Origin of the sequence: Cryobacterium sp. M96, assembly GCF_002929845.1 — a bacterium.
Taxonomy (GTDB): domain Bacteria; phylum Actinomycetota; class Actinomycetes; order Actinomycetales; family Microbacteriaceae; genus Cryobacterium; species Cryobacterium sandaracinum.
Genome location: NZ_PJJS01000037.1, coordinates 1 through 18,377 on the forward strand (window position 1 = coordinate 1; position 18,377 = coordinate 18,377).

General features: G+C 68.3%; 15 protein-coding genes. 8 read left to right on the top strand and 7 right to left on the bottom strand.

Annotated elements, in window-relative coordinates; translation table 11 throughout:
* Positions 1–373 precede the first annotated feature (373 nt).
* On the bottom strand, positions 374–1,228 hold the full coding sequence (locus CXY79_RS03855; RefSeq protein ID WP_104099837.1) for an RDD family protein: 855 nt from the start codon (positions 1,226–1,228) through the stop codon (positions 374–376).
* A 17-nt stretch (positions 1,229–1,245) separates the two neighbouring features.
* On the opposite strand from CXY79_RS03855, the gene CXY79_RS03860 reads away from it, so the two are divergent.
* The gene (locus tag CXY79_RS03860; RefSeq protein ID WP_104099838.1) at positions 1,246–2,241 is read left to right on the top strand and encodes a stage II sporulation protein M; all 996 of its coding nucleotides are present in this window, start codon (positions 1,246–1,248) and stop codon (positions 2,239–2,241) included.
* Positions 2,242–2,244: 3 nt separating this feature from the next.
* Here the strand turns inward: CXY79_RS03860 and CXY79_RS03865 are convergent, their stop codons facing one another.
* The 5 genes from CXY79_RS03865 to CXY79_RS03885 are packed head-to-tail and all read right to left on the bottom strand — an operon-like array spanning position 2,245 to position 7,620.
* Positions 2,245–3,552 (bottom strand): DUF58 domain-containing protein, encoded by a 1,308-nt coding sequence (locus CXY79_RS03865; protein ID WP_104099839.1) that lies wholly within the window; start codon positions 3,550–3,552, stop codon positions 2,245–2,247.
* A complete protein-coding gene (locus CXY79_RS03870; protein WP_104099840.1) occupies positions 3,553–4,521 on the bottom strand; it encodes a MoxR family ATPase in 969 nt (322 codons plus the stop codon). It abuts the gene before it with no gap.
* Positions 4,518–5,753, bottom strand: a complete 1,236-nt coding sequence (locus tag CXY79_RS03875) for a DUF4350 domain-containing protein (RefSeq protein ID WP_104099841.1) — start codon at positions 5,751–5,753, stop codon at positions 4,518–4,520. The genes CXY79_RS03870 and CXY79_RS03875 overlap by 4 nt, the downstream gene beginning before the upstream one ends.
* Entirely contained in the window at positions 5,750–6,430 is a 681-nt protein-coding gene (locus CXY79_RS03880) for a DUF4129 domain-containing protein (RefSeq protein WP_104099842.1), read from the bottom strand. The genes CXY79_RS03875 and CXY79_RS03880 overlap by 4 nt, the downstream gene beginning before the upstream one ends.
* A 2-nt stretch (positions 6,431–6,432) precedes the next feature.
* A complete protein-coding gene (locus CXY79_RS03885) occupies positions 6,433–7,620 on the bottom strand; it encodes a hypothetical protein (protein ID WP_104099843.1) in 1,188 nt (395 codons plus the stop codon).
* 131 nt (positions 7,621–7,751) lie between these two features.
* Between CXY79_RS03885 and mtrA the strand changes: the two genes are divergently transcribed.
* The 6 genes from mtrA (at position 7,752) to secA (ending at position 16,247) form a co-directional block, all read left to right on the top strand.
* Positions 7,752–8,432, top strand: a complete 681-nt coding sequence (gene mtrA, locus CXY79_RS03890; RefSeq protein WP_104099844.1) for an MtrAB system response regulator MtrA — start codon at positions 7,752–7,754, stop codon at positions 8,430–8,432.
* A 7-nt stretch (positions 8,433–8,439) separates the two neighbouring features.
* On the top strand, positions 8,440–10,089 hold the full coding sequence (gene mtrB, locus CXY79_RS03895) for an MtrAB system histidine kinase MtrB (protein ID WP_233191217.1): 1,650 nt from the start codon (positions 8,440–8,442) through the stop codon (positions 10,087–10,089).
* Entirely contained in the window at positions 10,082–11,764 is a 1,683-nt protein-coding gene (locus CXY79_RS03900) for an LpqB family beta-propeller domain-containing protein (protein ID WP_158250220.1), read from the top strand. Before mtrB ends, CXY79_RS03900 begins: the two co-directional genes overlap by 8 nt.
* Positions 11,765–11,850: 86 nt before the next feature.
* Positions 11,851–12,531, top strand: a complete 681-nt coding sequence (locus CXY79_RS03905; RefSeq protein WP_104099846.1) for a ComF family protein — start codon at positions 11,851–11,853, stop codon at positions 12,529–12,531.
* A gap of 100 nt (positions 12,532–12,631) precedes the next feature.
* Positions 12,632–13,336, top strand: a complete 705-nt coding sequence (gene hpf / locus CXY79_RS03910) for a ribosome hibernation-promoting factor, HPF/YfiA family (RefSeq protein WP_104099847.1) — start codon at positions 12,632–12,634, stop codon at positions 13,334–13,336.
* Between the two features lie 100 nt (positions 13,337–13,436).
* Positions 13,437–16,247 carry a preprotein translocase subunit SecA gene (gene secA, locus CXY79_RS03915; RefSeq protein WP_104099848.1) on the top strand — a complete coding sequence of 937 codons (2,811 nt, stop codon included), beginning with the start codon at positions 13,437–13,439 and terminating at the stop codon, positions 16,245–16,247.
* A gap of 444 nt (positions 16,248–16,691) precedes the next feature.
* On the opposite strand, the gene CXY79_RS03920 is transcribed toward secA, so the two are convergent.
* Positions 16,692–17,132 (bottom strand): Rv3235 family protein, encoded by a 441-nt coding sequence (locus CXY79_RS03920; RefSeq protein WP_233191219.1) that lies wholly within the window; start codon positions 17,130–17,132, stop codon positions 16,692–16,694.
* 239 nt (positions 17,133–17,371) lie between these two features.
* On the opposite strand from CXY79_RS03920, the gene CXY79_RS03925 reads away from it, so the two are divergent.
* Positions 17,372–18,037: a hypothetical protein gene (locus CXY79_RS03925; RefSeq protein ID WP_233191220.1), complete on the top strand. Its 666-nt coding sequence runs from the start codon at positions 17,372–17,374 to the stop codon at positions 18,035–18,037.
* The last annotated feature ends 340 nt before the right edge of the window (positions 18,038–18,377 follow it).

Below are 18,377 nucleotides of genomic sequence, written 5' to 3' on the forward strand. Positions count from 1 at the left end.
TAGGACACCGCCGGACTCAACGTAGCAACACACACAATGGCCACCCCAACGGGTGGCCATTGTGCGTTAACCACCACCACCCCGCCCGGCGCCCGGCGCCCGGTGGCCACGCGTCCAACAGCGACGCCCCCGCCCCATCCACCCCGCGGCGCACATCCAGCAGCGGTCGTGGCCAACTCAGGAGATCCAGCCGGGCCGTGCCGGGCATCCGCACCAATGCCGCACTAACCCGCGGCGGCCGTCTACTCCGGGCAACAGATGTCCTGAGTTAGCCACACACACACGGGCCCTGATGCGAGGGCGCCCCGCGGGCGGCAGCGCCACATTCTTCGTCGGATACTTCGCGGGAACGGCCGGGGAGAGGTCCGTTGCCCTACCGCTGGGGAAAACCGTGCGGGAGGCTATGCAGAATGGGCAGCAGACGGTCGAGACGCTCCCGCTCGAGCTTCAGCGCCGTGGACTCCCGGCTTCGGCGCACCGCGGCGACCCCGGCCAGGAAGACCTCCGCCGGGGCCTCTGGCTTCGGCGACACGAACGGGGCGGCCTCGGTGGACAGGCTGTCTGCGAGGCGCAGCCGCGTAGCCGGAGTCAGCTTGTCGGCCTGGCGGAGAAACTGCGCGATGCGGCGGGACAGGCGATCGGGGAGACGCACAATGTCGACCGTCTGGGCCCAGGCCTCGAGCACGGGCGGCAGCGGGACGGTTCGATCAGTGAGGCGGGGCACCCGCTCGTGCTGGCTGTACGTGCCGGCCAGCAGGTCGCCCAGGCGTTTGGACTTGCTGTTCAGAAGCGCAGTGGTGGCGGCGATGCCGCCGAACGTCAAGTAGATCTCGATGATGCCCAGCAGGGCGCGGATGAACGCGTGGCGCAGCTGGATCGCGCCGCCGTCGTCGCGAACGATGCGGGCGCCGATGGCGAGCTTGCCCAGGGACCGTCCGCCGCTGGCCGTTTCGACGGCCATCGGCACGATGAGCAGGCAGACCACCAGGCCTGCGATCCCGAGCGCCCGTCCGAGTGCGTCGTCGATTGCCACGCCCGTGAGACCCGCCACAAGAAAGGCCACCCCCAGGAAGAGGAGGATGTAGGCAACATAATCGATGATCGTTCCGGCGGCGCGCAGGATGATGCTGGCCGCCCTTACATCGAGGGCAACGGCCTCGCCGGTGACCAATTCCTGCTCGCTCCACGAATACTGGCCGTGATCGGCCACCTTGCCGGGCTGCTCCATGTCTACTATTAGAGCAGATGGACCTTGACGCATATTCAGCGGCGCACCGCGCCGAGTGGGACCGCCTGGCTGAGCTCGGTTCGCAGCGGCGGCTCTCCGGCGCGCAGGCCGACGAGCTGATCGAGCGGTATCAGTCCGGCGCGACCCAGCTGTCCGCGATCAAGTCGACCGCCGGTTCGACGCTGGAAGGTGACCGGCTCTCGGTGGCGCTGTCCCGGGCGAGGCTGCGGTTCACGGGGGCGAGCGCGAACGTTGTTTCCCAGATCCCGAGCTTTTTCGTGCTGCAGTTGCCAGCCGCCCTCTACCGCCTGCGGTGGCTGACCCTTGCCGTGGCGGTGGTGACGATTGTGGTCGCGGGCCTCTACGGTTTCTGGATCTCCGGCAACCCTGAGGCCCTGGCCGCCGTCGGCTCCGACGCCGAGCTGCAGAAACTCGTCAACGAGGATTTCGTCAACTACTATTCGGAGAATCCCGCGGCATCCTTCACCGGCTTGGTCTGGACCAATAACGCGTGGATCGCCGCCCAGGCCATCGCCTTTGGGATCCTCGGCGTCTACGTGCCCTACATCGTGCTGCAGAACGCGCAGAACGTCGGCATCACGGCCGCGGTTATGTTCGCCTACGGCAAGGGCGACGTGTTCTTCCTGTACATTGCACCGCACGGCATGCTCGAACTGACCGCTATTTTCGTGGCCGCGGCAGGTGGACTGCGCATCTTCTGGGCCTGGATCGCCCCGGGGGCCCGCACTCGCGCGCAGGCTTTGGCCGAGGATGCCCGCGCCCTCTCGACGGTGGCCATCGGTCTGGTCTTCGTGCTCTTCGTCTCCGGGGTGATCGAGGGTTTCGTCACCCCGGCCCCGTGGCCGTGGCCGGTGAAGATCGGGATCGGCGCGGCCGCCCTCCTCGCCTTCCTCGCCTACATGCTCGTGCTCGGCCGGCGTGCCGTGCGGGCGGGTGAGACCGGCGATCTGGCCGAATTCGAGGCCGGCAGCACTCGGATCTACGCGGCCTAGCACCTAGAGCCGGCCGGCGGCCTTGAGCGCGATATAGCGGTCGGCCAGTGCGGGTGGCAGGTCGGCGGGGGAGCCGGTGACGACCTCGGCGCCCTGGCGTCGGATGGCGGCCGAGACCCTGGCCACGTCGAGCAGTGCCCGTTCGGCGGCCGCCGCCCGGTAGATCTCCTCCCGGTTGCCGCGCGGGCGCGTGGCCTCCAGGGTGGTTGGGTCGGTGACGGATGCGACGATCACGGTGTTTCTGCGGGTCAACTGGGGGAGCACCGACAGCAGGGCGCTCGAGGCTCCGGCCGCGTCGATCGACGTGATCAGTACGACCAAGGCCCGGCGGCTCGTCACCGCGCGCACCTCCCCGGGAACGGCCGACCAGTCAGTCTCGATCAGCTCCGGTTCGATCAGGGCCATGGTGTCGACCATGCGCGAAAGGAGCTCCGCTCCCTGCGCACCCTGCACGCGGCCGCGCACCCGACGGTCGTAGGCGATGAAGTCCACGTGGTCGCCGGCCCCGGCCGCCAGCGCGGCGAGCAGCAGCGACGCCTCGAAAGCCGTGTCGAGGCGCGGCTCGTCGTCGATGCGCGCGGCTGAGGTGCGGCCGCTGTCGATCAGGATGACCACCCGGCGGTCCCGTTCGGGGCGCCAGGTGCGCACCATGACGTCGTTGTGCCGGGCCGTGGCCCGCCAGTCGATCGAGCGTACGTCGTCTCCGCGCACGTATTCGCGAATGGAGTCGAACTCGGTGCCCTGGCCGCGCACGAGCAGGCTGGTGCGCCCGTCGAGCTCCTTGAGTCGGGTCATGCGCGACGGCAGGTGCTTGCGCGAGTTGAAGGGCGGGAGCACCCGAATCTGGCCCGGTGCCCGGAGGGTGGCCTGACGGGCCCACAGCCCGAGCGGCCCGAACGAGCGCACCGTGACCTGGTCCACCCGGCGTTCACCGCGCCGGGTGGGCGTCATTCGCAGCGACACCAGCCGTCGCTCGCCAGGAGGCAGCACCAGCGGCGTGCGGTTGTTGCCCGTCCCGGCTGACGGCTGCCAGGCATCCCGCACCACCATGGTCAGTCGTCGACCCCCGGTGTTGGTCAGGTACAGGTCGCTCGTCACGCTTTCGCCCAGGCGCACCCGGGAGGGCATGCTGCGGGAGAGCACGATCTTCCGCGGCGATCCGGCCTGGGCCAGGTCCAGGATGCCGAGACCCACCAGGGCGAGCACCCATAGTCCCAGCACGGCCGTCGCCATCCCCGGGGTACTCCCGAGTATCACGATCGGCACGACGCCGAGCGCGAGGAGGGCAACGAACCGACCGGTGAGCGTCACTTAGATCGGCACCTGCACCTGGGCGAGCACGGCACGCAGGATCGCGTCCACGGACACGCCCTCGAGTTCCGCCTCCGGCCGCAGCTGCACGCGGTGCCGCCAGACCGGCAGCACCATCGCCTGCACATGGTCGGGGGTGATCGAGTCATAGCCGCTCAGCCAGGCCCACGCCTTGGCCGCGGCGAGGAGCGCGGTCGTGCCGCGCGGGCTGACGCCGAGCTTGACCGACGGACTGCTTCTCGTTGCGCGGGCCAGGTCGACGATGTAGGCGAGAACGTCCGGACTGGCGCCCACGGATGCCACGGCGGCCTGGGCCGTCTTCAGCTCCTCCGCGCCGAGAACCGCGGTGACGCCCGCACCGGCCAGATCGCGGGGGTTGAAGCCCTCAGCGTGGCGCCGCAGCACCTCGAATTCCGCGTCGCGCTCCGGCACGTCGAGCACGAGCTTGAGCAGGAACCGGTCGAGCTGGGCCTCGGGCAGCGTGTAGGTGCCCTCATATTCGATCGGGTTCATGGTCGCCGCGACGATGAACGGGTCCGGTAGCGGGAGGGAGCGCCCGTCGACGCTGACCTGGCGTTCCTCCATCGCCTCAAGGAGGGCCGACTGGGTTTTCGGCGGGGTGCGGTTGATCTCGTCGGCCAGCAGGATGTTGGTGAAGACGGGGCCCTTGCGGAACTCGAAGTCGCCCACCCGGGCGTCGTAGACGAGTGAGCCGGTCACGTCGCCCGGCATCAGGTCCGGCGTGAACTGCACCCGTTTCGTCTCCAGGCTGAGCGAGTGGCTCAGGGACCGCACCAGGAGGGTCTTGGCGACGCCCGGCACACCCTCGAGCAGCACGTGGCCGCGGGCGAGCAGCGCGATGATCAGCCCGGTTACCGCGCCGTCCTGTCCGACGACGGCCTTGCCGACCTCGGTACGGACTTGGGCGAGGGAGCCTCGCAGGGTATCGACAGGGGTATGAGTGCTCATGAGTCCATTCTTCCGGGTGGCAGGGGCGTGGTCGCGCGGGCCGTGGCCCGCTCAATTTCCTGGATGCGGTCGGAGAGGGCGACGAGATCGGAGTCGGATGCCGGAACGGCGTCCACCAGCACGGTCCGAACGTCGGCCGGCGGCCGGTCGACCACGGTGGCCACCATGGCGATCACATCGTCGAGGCTCGCCAGCCGCGACAACCCGACCTGGCCGGCGAGGCGCTGCACGGCGCCCACCCGCAGTGCGTCGAGGGCGCGCAGACGGGCGTTGCTGCGCGCGTAGAGCCGGGCCCGTCCTTCCATCGTCTCGCTGGCCCGCACGGTGACCGGCAGGTTCTCGGCGACGAGAGGCCCGAAGCGCCGCCCACGCCAGACGGCCGCGGCCACGGTGACCAGCACCAGCAGGATCAGGGTCGGGGTAACCCAACCGGGCGTCAGTTCGCCGAGCGACGGCGTTCCGGTTCCCGGCACATCGGCGATCGTTGGCAGGTACCAGACGAGGTCGTCCCCCGCGCCCAGCAGGTTGAGTGCGAGAGCGGCATTGCCGGCCTGGCCGATCTTCTCGTTGCTGAACAGGGTGCCGTCGGCGAGCAGGGTGAGGGTCCGGTCGGCGGTTGCCTGTTCGACCAGGGCGAAGGCGTTCTCTCCCGAGGTGAAGCATCCGCTCAGCTCGGCGTCGTCGGCCGGGATCGTGAGTGTGGAGCCGCCGGGGGAGAGCTTGTCGGCCTTGACCGCGGCCGCGACCGTGCAGGCGGCACGGGACACCGCGGTCTGGGACACGCCGCCGAAGCCCACCGAGGGGATCAGCGTCTGCAGCGCCAGGAAATCGGGGGAGGCCACCACCGTGCGCGGGGCCAGGGCGGACATCGCGCTCAGCTGGTCGTCGGTGAGGTAGCCGCTCTCGTCGAAGAAGAACACGGTGGGGTTGGCGGCGGCGCCGGCCAGGCTCCGCGCCTCCGCGAGGGTGTCGGCGGCGGTGACGTTGACACCCTGTCGGCGGAGTACCTCGACGAGCGCCCGCGCGCCGGCTGGGGCCGCGCTGTCGGCCTCGAGGGGCTTACCGCCCACGCCGCCGCCCGCAGCGAGGACGGTGCTGACGACGGCGACGATCAGTGCGCTGACGCCGGCGAGCAGCCAGTACCGCGCCCGGCGTCCGGCTTCGCGCAGGGTTGGTGTGGAGGAGACGGCGTTTTCGGCCGACTGTGAGGCCGTTTCGATGAGAAGACTCATGGCTGCTTCGTCGGGGCTGGGTCCTCGAGGTGCGGCGGCCGGGCGGCCCGCAGGTCGCTCTCGAGCGCCGCCAGGGCCAGGAAGCGCTGCTCGGTGCCGTCGACCCCCAGGTAGCGCACCCCGTCGAAGAGCTCGGCCGCCTCGCTCAGTCGCACCCGTTCGCCGGGAAAGGCCTCGGCGGCCCGCGCCGCGAAGGAGTGCGCGGTGGTGCCCGGCGTCACGATCAGGATGGTGCGCTCGGACAGTCCGCGCGCCAGCGCCCGGAACATCTCGGCACTCGCCAGATTCCAGTCCCGGTGGGAGGCGGCGGCCAGCGCGGCACGACGCAGGTCGGCGGCGCCGCGACGGTCGTCGACGCCGAAGAGGTCGGACGCGAGCCGGCTGCGCCGGTTGAGCCGGGGCAGGCCGAAAATGAGGAGGGCGGCGACGACCAGGACCACCACGGCCACGGTCAGGAGCAGGGGCACCCAGGCGGCGAAACCGTCGGCCGAGGGCGCGGTGAGGGAGGCGAACCAGTCCAGAATCGATGTCGACAACCGGTCGAACCAGGTGGGCTTGGCGGCCTCGTACGGAGCCTTGGCCAGCTCTTCCCGCAGCCACTTCCGCGCTTCGGGCGCGCCGGGATCGACCGGTATCGCCGCCCGGATCACCGTGTGGATGTGCGACCCTGCGATCATGCTCAGGCAGTCTCCGAGGCGTGTGCCGGCTTCGACCGGTAGGGGTCTACACCGGCGCCGGCGGCCGATTCGACGAATCGGGCCAGCTCGAGGTCGAGGCCTTCCTTGCGCATCCGCAGATCGATGTAGATCAGGGCGGTCGCGGCCGACTGCACCACGGCTGCTACGGCGCCGAGCACCAGGCCGATGAGGATGGTCAGAACGTACAGGATCACTGACGGGAGGTACGCATCGAAGGCGGCATTCGGGTCGACCACGGAGATGGCGGCACCGAACAGGAGCGACAGCGGCGTCGTCACAATCTGGGAGACGACGTTCACGACCGTCGCCACCAAGAACTGCACGCCGAACGTGCGCCAGAAGTAGCCGCGGGTCAGCGACCAGGACCGCCCCACCGCCGCCCGGATGCCGAGCCGTTCCAACACGATCATGCTCGGCACGAGCGAGGTCTTCGTGAACAGCCAGATGCCGAGCACGAGAAGGGCGACCGTACCGAGGATGCCGGTGACCACCGCCAGACCCACGCCCGCTCCGCCGAGGGAGACGAAGAACACCACCAGTCCGGCCACGAGGGCGATGGCCGCGATCAGGGCCGAACTCAGCATCAGGGTCCAGAGCACCAGCGGCCAGAGGCGCGGCAGCACGGCGCGCCACAGGGCGCCCAGCCGCAGCTTCTCTCCGAGCGTGGCCCGGGCCACCTCGATCACGATGACGCCCTGCAACAGAGCGGATGCGACCACCGCCAGAGCCAGCGGCACGATGGCCGAGAGCACAATGCTGAGGGTCGCGCCGGCCTCGAGCGCGTCGCGGTCCTCCAGTGGAGAGTTCTCCACCCGTGCGAGCGCGAAGTAGGAGACCAGACCCACGATGACGACGGCGATCAGGGCGACGCCCGCCTGAACGAGCAGCGCGCTGCCGAAGGTCGCCTTCGGGTTGCGACGCAGAACCTGGAACGGCGCCCACAGCAGGGTTCCGAAACCCAGCGGGCGCAGAGGGATCAGTCCCGGTCTGGGTGGGGGCGTCCAGGTCGGTGGGGGACCCCAGACCGGCGGCGTATTCGCGCCGGGAGCAGCGGTCGGTTTTGCCGGGGGCATAAAACCGGCGGGCGCGAGGGGCGGTTTTTGCTCGTCGCCGACCGGGATGCTGCGCCCGTCATCGGTCGGGGAGTGCCAGTTCTGCGGGTCGGTCACGAAACCTATGCTGGCATACCTCGGTGTGGAATGAGCGCGTTGAGCTTTCCTGCGGCGCCGTCGACTACTCTTGAGCCAGTGATTGCATGACTCACCGGGGTATTTTGGGTGACTGAGTGGAAAACGGTTTGATGAACGCACGCATTCTAGTCGTAGACGACGACACCGCGCTGGCCGAGATGATCGGCATAGTGCTGCACGCGGAGAGCTTCGAGCCGGTCTTCTGCGCCGACGGCTCCCTGGCCCTGGAGGTCTTTCGCGCCGTCAAGCCCGATCTGGTCCTGCTGGACCTGATGCTGCCCGGCCTCGACGGCATCGAGGTCTGCAGCCTGATCCGCGCCGAATCCGGCACGCCCATCATCATGCTGACCGCGCGAACCGACACGACGGATGTCGTGAAGGGCCTCGAGTCCGGCGCTGACGATTACATGGTCAAGCCGTTCAACCCGAAGGAACTGGTCGCCCGGATCCGCACGCGCCTGCGCCCGATTTCATCGGAGACCCCCGCCAACCTGCAGATCGGGGACCTGGTCGTCGATGCCGCCGGGCACGAGGTGCGGCGCGGTTCGCGGCAGATCAACCTCACCCCGCTCGAATTCGACCTGCTGCTGGCACTTGCGTCCAAGCCCCAGCAGGTCTTTACCCGGGAAATGCTCCTGGAGCAGGTCTGGGGCTACCACTACAAGGCGGACACCCGCCTCGTCAACGTGCACGTGCAGCGTTTGCGCGCCAAGGTCGAAGACGACCCGGACAACCCGCGCATCGTCATGACGGTGCGCGGGGTCGGCTATCGGGCCGGCGCGGCCGGCTAGGTTCCTCGTGTTCGGTGGCACCGGTAACGACCGCAGCGTGTGGCGGGACTGGCGGGACTGGCGGGACTGGCCGGCCAGGATCGGCGGACTGTGGCGTTCCTCGCTGCAGTTCCGCACGGTGACCATCACGGTGGCGCTGTCCGGGATGGCCATCATGGTGGTCGGGGTCTACATCTCCGCGAGTGTGGGCAACGACCTGTTTCAATCAAGACTGAACCAGGTGCTCGTCGACTCGAACCGGGCCACGACCGCCGCCCAGGGCATCTTCGACGCCTCCGACGCCGCGGACCGGGTGGAGGTGCAGACCCTGGTGGGCTCCGCCCGCACCCTGATTACCGCGGCATCCTCGTCCCAGATGATCGCCATCTTCCGGTCTCCCGGGCAGGACGCCTCCACTGTGGCGCCGCAGGACTCCTCGTCATTCGGTGATTCGACCGGCGTGATCACGCCCGCTCTCCGCCTCCAGGTGCAGGAGAAAGCCGGGGAGCAGTTTTGGCAGTCGGTGACGCTTGCGACGGATGACGGCGCGCTGGTTCCCGGCATCGTCGTCGGTTCCCAGCTCACCGTGCCGGTCGCCGGCCGGTACGAGCTGTACATCGGGTACAGCCTGGCCGACGCCGAGGCAACCCTGGCTTTCGTGCAGCGAACCCTCGGCATCGCCGGCCTGGTGCTGATCCTGCTGATCGGTGGCGTGACCTGGATTGTAGTGCGCTTCGTGGTCACCCCGATCCGCGTGGCCGCGGCCACCAGCGCGCGGCTGGCCTCCGGTGACCTCGGCGTGCGCATCCCGGAAAAAGGTGAAGACGTCATCGCGACGCTGGCCCGTTCCTTCAACGGCATGGCGGACAGCCTGCAGAGCCAGATCAAGGAACTCGCCGACCTGTCCGAGGTGCAGCAGCGCTTCGTGTCGGACGTCTCGCACGAGCTGCGCACCCCGCTGACGACGATCCGGTTGGCCGGCGACGTTCTCTATGACCACCGTGCCACGTTCCCGCCGGCGGTCGAACGCACGGCCGAGCTCCTGCACACGCAGGTCGAGCGCTTCGAGCTGCTGCTGAGCGACCTGCTCGAGATCAGCAAATACGACGCCGGGTCGGTGCAGCTGGAGACTGAGCCCACGAACCTGGTGCACCTGGCCGAGGACGCCATCGAAGGGTTGCGCTCGCTCGGCGACTCCAAGGGCACGGTGCTGACCCTGGTGGCACCGGGCGGGCACCTCGACGCGGACGTCGATCCCCGCCGCATCCGCCGCATCATGCACAACCTGATCGGCAATGCCATCGAGCACGGAGAGGGCAAGCCGATCATCGTGTCCGTCGACAGCAACGAGAGCGCGGTGGCCCTGTCGGTGCGCGACTACGGCATGGGTATGAGCCAGGCCGAGATGGCCCACGTTTTCGACCGGTTCTGGCGGGCCGACCCGTCGCGCAAGCGCACCATCGGCGGCACCGGCCTCGGCCTGTCGATCTCCCTCGAAGACGCCGTCGTGCACGGCGGCTGGCTGCAGGTCTGGTCGCACCCGGGGGAGGGGTCGTGCTTCCGGCTGACCCTGCCGCGCAGCGCGAACGGAACGCTGTCGAGCTCGCCGAGCCCGCTGCCCCCGGCCGATGCAGGCGGCGGCACGGCCGCCGGAGAAACGGGAGGGCACTATGCGTAGTCGAACCCGGATGTTCGCTGGCCTGGTCGCGCTCGCGGTGGCCCTGACCGGATGCGCGGGAATCCCGCGCGACGGAGGCGTGCGCGCGGGGCAGACCGTGCAGCCCGGCGCCACCCCGGCACCCGTGTTCCTGCCCTCGCGACCGCAGAAGGACGCCACCCCCGAGGCGATCCTGCGCGGCTTCATCGACGCGGCGACGAGCCCCGACAACGACTACGCGATAGCGCGGGAGTTCCTGGCTCCGAACTACAGCAGCTCCTGGGAGCCCGACTCCGGGGTGACCATCGACGACGCCACCGGGCGCAGCATCGTCTCCGTCGGCGAGGGTCAGATGCAGTTCTCGGTGAATCCGGTCGCCGAGGTGGATGAGCGCGGCGAGTACCGCGAGGTCGAGTCGCCCACCGCGGTGGCGTTGCGCTACCAGTTCGTGCAGGTCGGCGGCCAGTGGCGCATCGGCGCGGCCCCGAACGGCACGGTCGTCGATCGGAATATCTTTCAAGATGTCTTCACCGCCCAGGCGCTCTACTTCTTCGACCCGGGCTTTAGCTACCTGGTGCCCGATCTGCGCTGGTACCCGCGCAGTGGGGCTACTCTGACGAAGATCGTCAACGGACTGCTCGACGGCCCGAGCCCCTGGTTCACCGGAGCCGTCGTGACGGCGTTCCCCGACGGCACCAAGCTCACCGCCGATGCCGTGCAGGTCATCGCCAGGGACGCCAAGGTCGACCTCAACAGCGAAGCGCTGAACGCCGACCGGGTCACCCTGCAGCGAATGAAGGCCCAACTGTCCAACAGCCTTCCGCCCGGGCTGTCCGCCACCATCACCGTCAACCGCAACCTGCAGGACATCGCCGAGTTGAGTGCGAACGCCCCGACCGCGAATTCCCGCGTCGACGCCCGGGCGCTGATCCTGCGCGAGGGCGAATTCGGATTCCTGGCGGCAAGCGGTTCCTCGATCAGCCCGATCGCCGGATTGTCCGGCTCGATCGTCGCCCTGGACCCGACCTCCGTCACCCTCTCGCCCGGTCAGACCGCGGCCGCCGTGCTGACGGGAACGGGAGTGTACGGCGTCAGGGTCGGTGACGACCCGGTGCAGCTCGATCCCCGCCAGGGGTTGATCGCGCCTGCCATCGACAATTACGGCTTCGTCTGGTCGGTGCCCGCCGCCCGCCCCGGTGAACTGTTCGTGTACGGCCCGAACGGCGAAGCGACCGCCGTCCCTACACCGTGGCCGGAAGTCTCGGCGATCCAGTCGTTGCGCGTGTCGCGGGACGGCACTCGGCTGATCGCCCTGCTCCAGTCGGGCAAGGACAGCCGATTTGTCGTCAGCGCCATCACCCGGGACAAGAGCACTCCGGTCGCGCTGGGCGACGCGGTGCTTCTGGCCGCGCCGGGAGGCACGGCCGTGGACGCGGCCTGGATCGACGAACTCACCGTGGCCTGCCTGACCCGCCTCCCCAGCGGTGAGGGACGGATCGTGGCCTTGCAGCTGGGTGGACTCACCACGCGCCTCGAGTCCGCGCCGGACAGCGTCACCATGGTCGGCAGCAACAACCTGCGCGACCTGCGTGCGCTCTCGTCCACGGGCGGTCTCCTGGTGCAGCGCGGTGCCGGCTGGCAGGAACGACTCGGCGGTGTCACCCTCCTGGCCACCCAGCAGGGCATCGGCGGGTAGCCCCTCCACCGATCGTGCGGAAGCCGGTTCTGCACCGGTTCGAGCCCCGCGCCCGGGCCGGCCGGGCCTGGCCCCACGATGGCGGGATGCGCCCTCCAGCCGGCCTCTCCCGGGCTGCCCTCGACGCGTGGGCAGTTCTGATGCCCACCGAGTGCAGCGGCTGCGGCATGCCCGACCGGGCCCTGTGCGGGGTCTGCCGGGCAGCCCTGGCACCGCGGGCGCACAGCTCCGAACGATCGGGTGTCCTGGTGTGGTCCGCTTTGGACTACTCCGGCGTGGCCAGGCGGGTCCTGGGAGCGTTCAAGGACGGTGGCCGAACGGATGCCGCCGGCGCGCTGGCCGGTCCGCTCCGGGTCGCCGTGGCTGCGGCGCTGGCCACCATACCGGAGGGTGCCGGGGTGCACCTCGTGACCGTCCCCTCGTCACAGCAGGCGTGGCGCATCCGTGGCTATCACCCGGTGGAGCTGCTGCTCCGTCACTCGGGGCTCCGGCCGACTCGGTTGCTCCGTACCGTGGGCGAGACGCAGGACCAGGTCGGACTGGGCAGCGCAGAGCGAGGCCGGAATCGAACGGGTTCGCTGGTCGCGAACCGGTCGCTGTCCGGCCTCCGTATCCTGGTCGTCGACGACATCCTGACCACTGGGGCAACCGTGCTCGAGGTGCGACGTGCCCTGCTCGCTGCGGGCGGCGAGGTCGTCGGCGTGGCCACTCTGGCGGAAACACGGCGTCGTTTCCCCGTTGCCGAAAGTACATCGAAAACAGATTGACAAAAGGCTGTGACTTATCCGGCGCGCACGGCTACGGTGGGTCGTGAAGGCGCGTAATAATCGCCCAGATACGGGCGGTTCGCCAGATCTGGAGGTCGTCATGGAAATTAACATCGTTGGACGAAACCTAGGGATCACTGATCGTTTCCGCGAGTATGCCACCGAGAAGGCCGAGAAGGTCGCCGGTCTTGCCGAGAAGGCGCTGGCTCTCGAGATCAAGCTGAGTCGCCACCGGGAGAAGAACGGTGCCACGGGCAACGACCGGGTCGAACTGACCCTGATCGGCAAGGGGCCGATTGTTCGAGCCGAAGCCGACGGCTCCGACAAGTACGCGGCGTTCGACGTCGCCCTGGGGCGGTTGCTCGAACGGGTGCGCCGTGCCAAGGACCGCCAGAAGCTGCACCGCGGCGGGGCCCACCGTCCCATCTCGTTGCACGACGCGGCATCCGTCGATTTCAGCGTGGTCGACATCAAGCCGGCCGACGCCGAGGTGCTCGAGCGGGTGCGCACCGGAGCAATCCCCGTCGTGAACGCGGAGACGCCGGCAACCGAAGAACCGGACGACGTCTACAACCCCGTCGTCATCCGCCGCAAGGTTTTTGCGGCCGCACCGATGACCGTCGACGACGCCCTCTACTTCATGGAACTCGTCGGCCACGACTTCTACCTGTTCCAGGATGCCGTAACCAAGCGTCCGAGCGTCGTCTACCGTCGCAAGGGCTGGGACTACGGCGTGATCGAACTTGACGAGAACGCCGATGAGGCCGGGGAGGTCGTGCCGCCCTCCCGGGAGCGCAGCAACTGACCATCTAGCCTTGTTATAGTTGCCGCATGCCGGACGCTGTGAGCGTGCGGCAACGACGACAGGCGTGTGCACACGCCGTGACGACAAGTGGAGTGCATTCGTGGCCTCAATTCTGGAAAAAGTACTTCGTGTTGGTGAAGGGCGTCTGCTGCGCCGTCTCGAGCAGTATGCGAAGGCCACCAATGCGTTGGAAGATGACTTCAGCCACCTCACCGATGAGGAGTTGAAGAACGAGACCGTGGTGCTGCGTGAGCGCTACTCGGGCGGTGAGTCGCTGGACGACTTACTGCCCGAGGCGTTCGCCGCCGTGCGTGAAGCCTCGACCCGCACCCTGGGACTGCGCCACTTTGACGTGCAGCTGATGGGCGGGGCGGCCCTGCACCTCGGCAACATCTCCGAAATGAAGACCGGTGAGGGCAAGACCCTCGTGGCCACGACGGCGGCCTACCTGAACGCCATCACCAGCCGCGGCGTGCACATCATCACGGTCAACGATTACCTCGCCAGCTACCAGAGCGAGCTGATGGGTCGCGTGTTCCGTGCCCTCGGCATGACCACCGGCTGCATCCTGTCCGGCCAGACGCCGGCCCAGCGCCACGAGCAGTACCTGGCCGACATCACCTACGGCACGAACAACGAGTTCGGGTTCGACTACCTGCGCGACAACATGGCCTGGCAGTCCTCCGACATGGTGCAGCGCGGGCACTACTTCGCCATCGTCGATGAGGTCGACTCGATCCTGATCGACGAGGCGCGCACGCCCCTGATCATCTCCGGTCCTGCCTCCGGTGAGGCCAACCGCTGGTTCACCGAGTTCGCGAGCCTGTCGACCAAGCTCATCCCCGACGTCGACTTCGAGGTCGACGAGAAGAAGCGCACCGTGGGCGTGCTGGAACCCGGCATCGAGAAGGTCGAGGACTACCTCGGCATCGACAACCTCTACGAGTCCGCGAACACCCCGCTGATCTCCTTCCTGAACAATGCGATCAAGGCCAACGCCCTGTTCAAGAAAGACAAGGACTACGTCGTGATGAACGGCGAGGTGCTGATCGTCGATGAGCACACCGGGCGCATCCTGATGGGCCGTCGCTACAACGAGGGTATCCACCAGGCGATCGAGGCCAAGGAGGGCGTCGCGGTCAAGGCGGAGAACCAGACCCTGGCGACGGTCACCCTGCAGAACTACTTCCGGCTCTACTCGAAGCTGTCCGGCATGACCGGTACCGCGGAGACCGAGGCGGCCGAGTTCATGAGCACGTACAAGCTCGGCGTGGTGTCCATCCCCACGAACAAGCCGATGAAGCGCATCGACCAGTCAGACCTGATCTACAAGAACGAAGAGGCCAAGTTCGGCCAGGTCGTCGAGGATATCGTCGCCCGGCACGAGAAGGGGCAGCCGGTCCTGGTCGGCACGACGAGCGTCGAGAAGAGCGAATACCTGTCGCGCTTGCTCGCCAAGAAGGGCGTGCGGCACGAGGTGCTCAACGCCAAGAACCATGCCCGGGAGGCCGCGATCGTCGCGCAGGCCGGACGTCTGGGCTCGGTGACCGTCGCCACCAACATGGCCGGTCGAGGCACAGACGTCATGCTCGGCGGCAACGCCGAGTTCCTCGCCGTCGCCCAGATGAACGCGAAAGGCCTGAGCCCGGTCGAAACCCCCGAGGACTACGAGACCGCTTGGGACGACGTGTTCGACGCCGTCAAGGCCGAGGTCGCCGTGGAAGCTGCGAAGGTCGTCGACGCCGGCGGCCTGTACGTGCTCGGCACCGAACGGCACGAGTCGCGCCGCATCGACAACCAGCTGCGCGGTCGCAGCGGACGCCAGGGTGACCCGGGCGAGAGCCGCTTCTACCTGTCGCTGACCGACGACCTGATGCGCCTCTTCAACGCCGGCGCAGCCGAGAGCCTGATGGGCCGCCAGGGGATTCCCGACGACATGGCGATCGAATCCAAGGTCGTCAGTCGAGCCATCCGTAGCGCGCAGGCGCAGGTCGAGGGCCGCAACGCCGAGATCCGCAAGAACGTGCTCAAGTATGACGACGTTCTGAACCGTCAGCGCGAGGCGATTTACGGCGACCGCCGGCACATCCTGGAGGGCGACGACCTCCATGAGCGCACGCAGCGCTTCCTGGAAGACGTCGTCGACGAGGTCCTCGAGGTGCACACAGGCGAAGGCAACGGCGACGACTGGGACTTCGATGCCCTGTGGACCGAGCTCAAGACGCTGTACCCGGTGGGACTGACCATTGACGAGGTCGTTGCCGAGGCCGGCAACCGCGGCAAGATCAACCGCGACTTCATGCGCCGTGAGATTCTCTCGGATGCCAAGGTCGCTTACCTGCACCGAGAAGAGTCGCTGGGTTCACCGGCGATGCGTGAACTCGAGCGCCGCGTCGTCTTGTCGGTCATCGACCGCCGCTGGCGCGAGCACCTTTACGAGATGGACTATCTGAAGGACGGCATCGGCCTGCGCGCCATGGCCCAGCGCGACCCCCTGGTGGAGTACCAGCGCGAGGGCTTCGTCATGTTCCAGCAGATGATGGGCCAGATTCGCGAGGAGACCGTCGGTTTCCTGTTCAACCTCGAGGTCGAGGTCAGCCAGGCCCCCGGCGCCGTCGCCGGTCCCATCGTCGCCGCCAAGGGACTCGCCCCGGCCGCGGCCGCGGGTGAGAAGCTCAGCTACACCGCCCCGAGCGATTCGGGCGGAGTCGAAGTACGCAACCAGCGCGGACAGATCCAGCAGGCCGCTACCGACCGTGCCCGCCGGGCGAGCGCCGCGGCTCCCGCCGATGAGGCGGAGACGGACGTGGTGGCCGGACCGCCCCAGCGCGGCGCGTTCGGCCAGCGCGGCGACGACTCGAAGCCCGTTCCGGTCAATCGCTCCGAACGGCGCGCTCAGGGCAAGAAGTAGCCCGGTCAGGTCCGTGCGCCTTCATCGAACGATGGAGGCGCTCCCGGGGCCCAGAGCCGCCCGCACCGCGTGGATGCCGTTCATCACGGCGGGGCTCCGCGTCCGGTAAGCGAATTCGACGGAGATTCTCGGATGAAACTGCCTTTTCGGAGTTTTTAGAGTCGATTCCGGCGAAATCTCCGTCGAATTCGTTCGGGCTGCGCGGCGGAGTTCGACGGGGATCCGAACCGCTCGAGCGCCGCCGCGCATCCGGCGGGTCTTGTGGCCAGCATGGGAGAATCGACCCGCCGGGCCGGACCTCCGCGCTGGTCCCGCACTGGTCCGCAGCGGTCACACACGTTCGAGTCGCGTCGCGGTTCACTGCGCGCCTACCTCGGCAGTGGGAACAATCCCCTTGGAGCGCGCCCCCGGGGCGAGGGCTCATTTCTCCCGCGGAGCCGGTTGTCACAACACGTTGATAGCGCTGGCCCGCCAGCGTTGGTCCATCCCTTCCAGGCGCAGGGCCACGGCGCGAACGCGAACCTTACTGTGCACCATCACGACGGCCTCGATCACGCCGTCTCGCGGCTCGGAAATCGTGACCCGCCCGATCGTGAACGCGGGCCGCTGGGCCTTCTGCCCCTTGACGGCGCGCGCCCGTGCCGAGAGCACCACCCGTTTCAGCAGGTGCCGGTAAACGTCGTCGCTGACCCACCGGGCGAGCTGGTCGAGCTCTCGGGCGCCGGCAAGCACCTCGATCACGCAGCGGGTGAGGTTGATCAGCAGTGGCTCCGGGTCTGGCAGCTGGTCCCTGCTGCTCGGTTGGTGGCCGAAGAAGTCGTCCTGGACGAACTTGTTGTCCCTTGACCGGGGTTGGCGTGCCGGGGTGTTGGCTGGATCGCTCATGACTCCTCCGAGGTGCGTGAGTCCGCTGCCGGCGGCACACCTGCCGTGGCAATCGGGTGGTTCAAGGGGTTCGGGTGGATCCGGCGTGCGATGGAGCAGACATTCGGTGGAGCAGGTGTTGGCGAGGGTCAGGCACCCCCACGCGGGGGGGTACGGGCCGTGCTCGACACTCAATCAGCCGGGGACGGTGGTGTCGAGTGCTTTTAAGACCTGTGGATAACCCGGGCAGGATGTTGGTCGTGCGGGCTAACTTCGGGACTGTGCGCTGGGACAACCTTTTCGACGACCTCGAGGGGCAGCTCGAACACGAGTTGCACGCCGAGGAGATCGACCTGCGCGCCGAAGAAGAACGGTTGCGGCTGGGTCGGCTGTCTCTGCGTAACCGATTGACCAACCTCGCGCGCACTCCCGCCGTCGCCGCAGATCCCCGGAAAGGATCAGAGCCCTGGACCGGGTCGGTCCCCGGTGCGGGTGTGCTGCGGATCGTGCTCGCGACGGGGGAGACGATCGCCGTGCGGCCGACCACATTCGGGCGGGATTGGCTGGCGGGTGACCTGCTGGACTCCGTCTCCGCCGGTTCCCAGTGCGTGCTCCCGCTGGCCGCCGTGGCCGGGGTCGTCCTGCGCCGGGGGGAGATCCCCGGATCGCTCGGCACCGAGCCCGAATCCGCAGCCCGGGTCGTGGACCGCATCGGCCTGGCGTTTGTGTTGCGAGACCTCTGCCGACGGCGCTCCAACTTGGAGGTGCACACCCGTGCGGGTGTGCTCCCCGGCACCATCGACCGGGTGGGCCGGGACCACATCGACCTGGCCCTGCACGCGCCGGGTACCCTGCGCCGCGAAGCGGAGGTGCACCAGTACCGCATCGTGCCGGTAGGCGAGATCCAGCTCGTACGGCTGGCCTAACCCTCTGGCCAAACCCTCTGCCCTAACCCTCTGGCCTAACCCTCTGGCCTAACCCTCTGGCCTAACCCTCTGCCCTAACCCTCTGGCCTAACCCTCTGGCCTAACCCTCTGGCCTAACCCCCTGGCCAAACCCTCTGGCCTAATCCTCTGCGCCAACGCTCTGCGCCAACGCTCTGCGCCAACCGTCTGCGCCAACCGTCTGCGCCAACCGTCCGCGCTGAGCCGCCGTGCCTTTCGCATTCACAGCCCGCAGCAACTCGTCCGAACGAATTCGACGGAGATTTGAGTCTGAACAGCCCGTTTGGGCTCGAGAACGGTGGTTTGACCAAGAATCTCCGTC

What these genes read in the sequence shown, in the direction of transcription:
- CXY79_RS03855 (WP_104099837.1), bottom strand. Translation starts at nt 1,228, where the DNA reads ATGGAGCAGCCCGGCAAGGTGGCCGATCACGGCCAGTATTCGTGGAGC.
- CXY79_RS03860 (WP_104099838.1), top strand. Translation starts at nt 1,246, where the DNA reads ATGGACCTTGACGCATATTCAGCGGCGCACCGCGCCGAGTGGGACCGC.
- CXY79_RS03870 (WP_104099840.1), bottom strand. Translation starts at nt 4,521, where the DNA reads ATGAGCACTCATACCCCTGTCGATACCCTGCGAGGCTCCCTCGCCCAA.
- CXY79_RS03875 (WP_104099841.1), bottom strand. Translation starts at nt 5,753, where the DNA reads ATGAGTCTTCTCATCGAAACGGCCTCACAGTCGGCCGAAAACGCCGTC.
- CXY79_RS03880 (WP_104099842.1), bottom strand. Translation starts at nt 6,430, where the DNA reads ATGATCGCAGGGTCGCACATCCACACGGTGATCCGGGCGGCGATACCG.
- mtrA (WP_104099844.1), top strand. Translation starts at nt 7,752, where the DNA reads ATGAACGCACGCATTCTAGTCGTAGACGACGACACCGCGCTGGCCGAG.
- CXY79_RS03900 (WP_158250220.1), top strand. Translation starts at nt 10,082, where the DNA reads ATGCGTAGTCGAACCCGGATGTTCGCTGGCCTGGTCGCGCTCGCGGTG.
- CXY79_RS03905 (WP_104099846.1), top strand. Translation starts at nt 11,851, where the DNA reads ATGCGCCCTCCAGCCGGCCTCTCCCGGGCTGCCCTCGACGCGTGGGCA.
- hpf (WP_104099847.1), top strand. Translation starts at nt 12,632, where the DNA reads ATGGAAATTAACATCGTTGGACGAAACCTAGGGATCACTGATCGTTTC.
- CXY79_RS03920 (WP_233191219.1), bottom strand. Translation starts at nt 17,132, where the DNA reads ATGAGCGATCCAGCCAACACCCCGGCACGCCAACCCCGGTCAAGGGAC.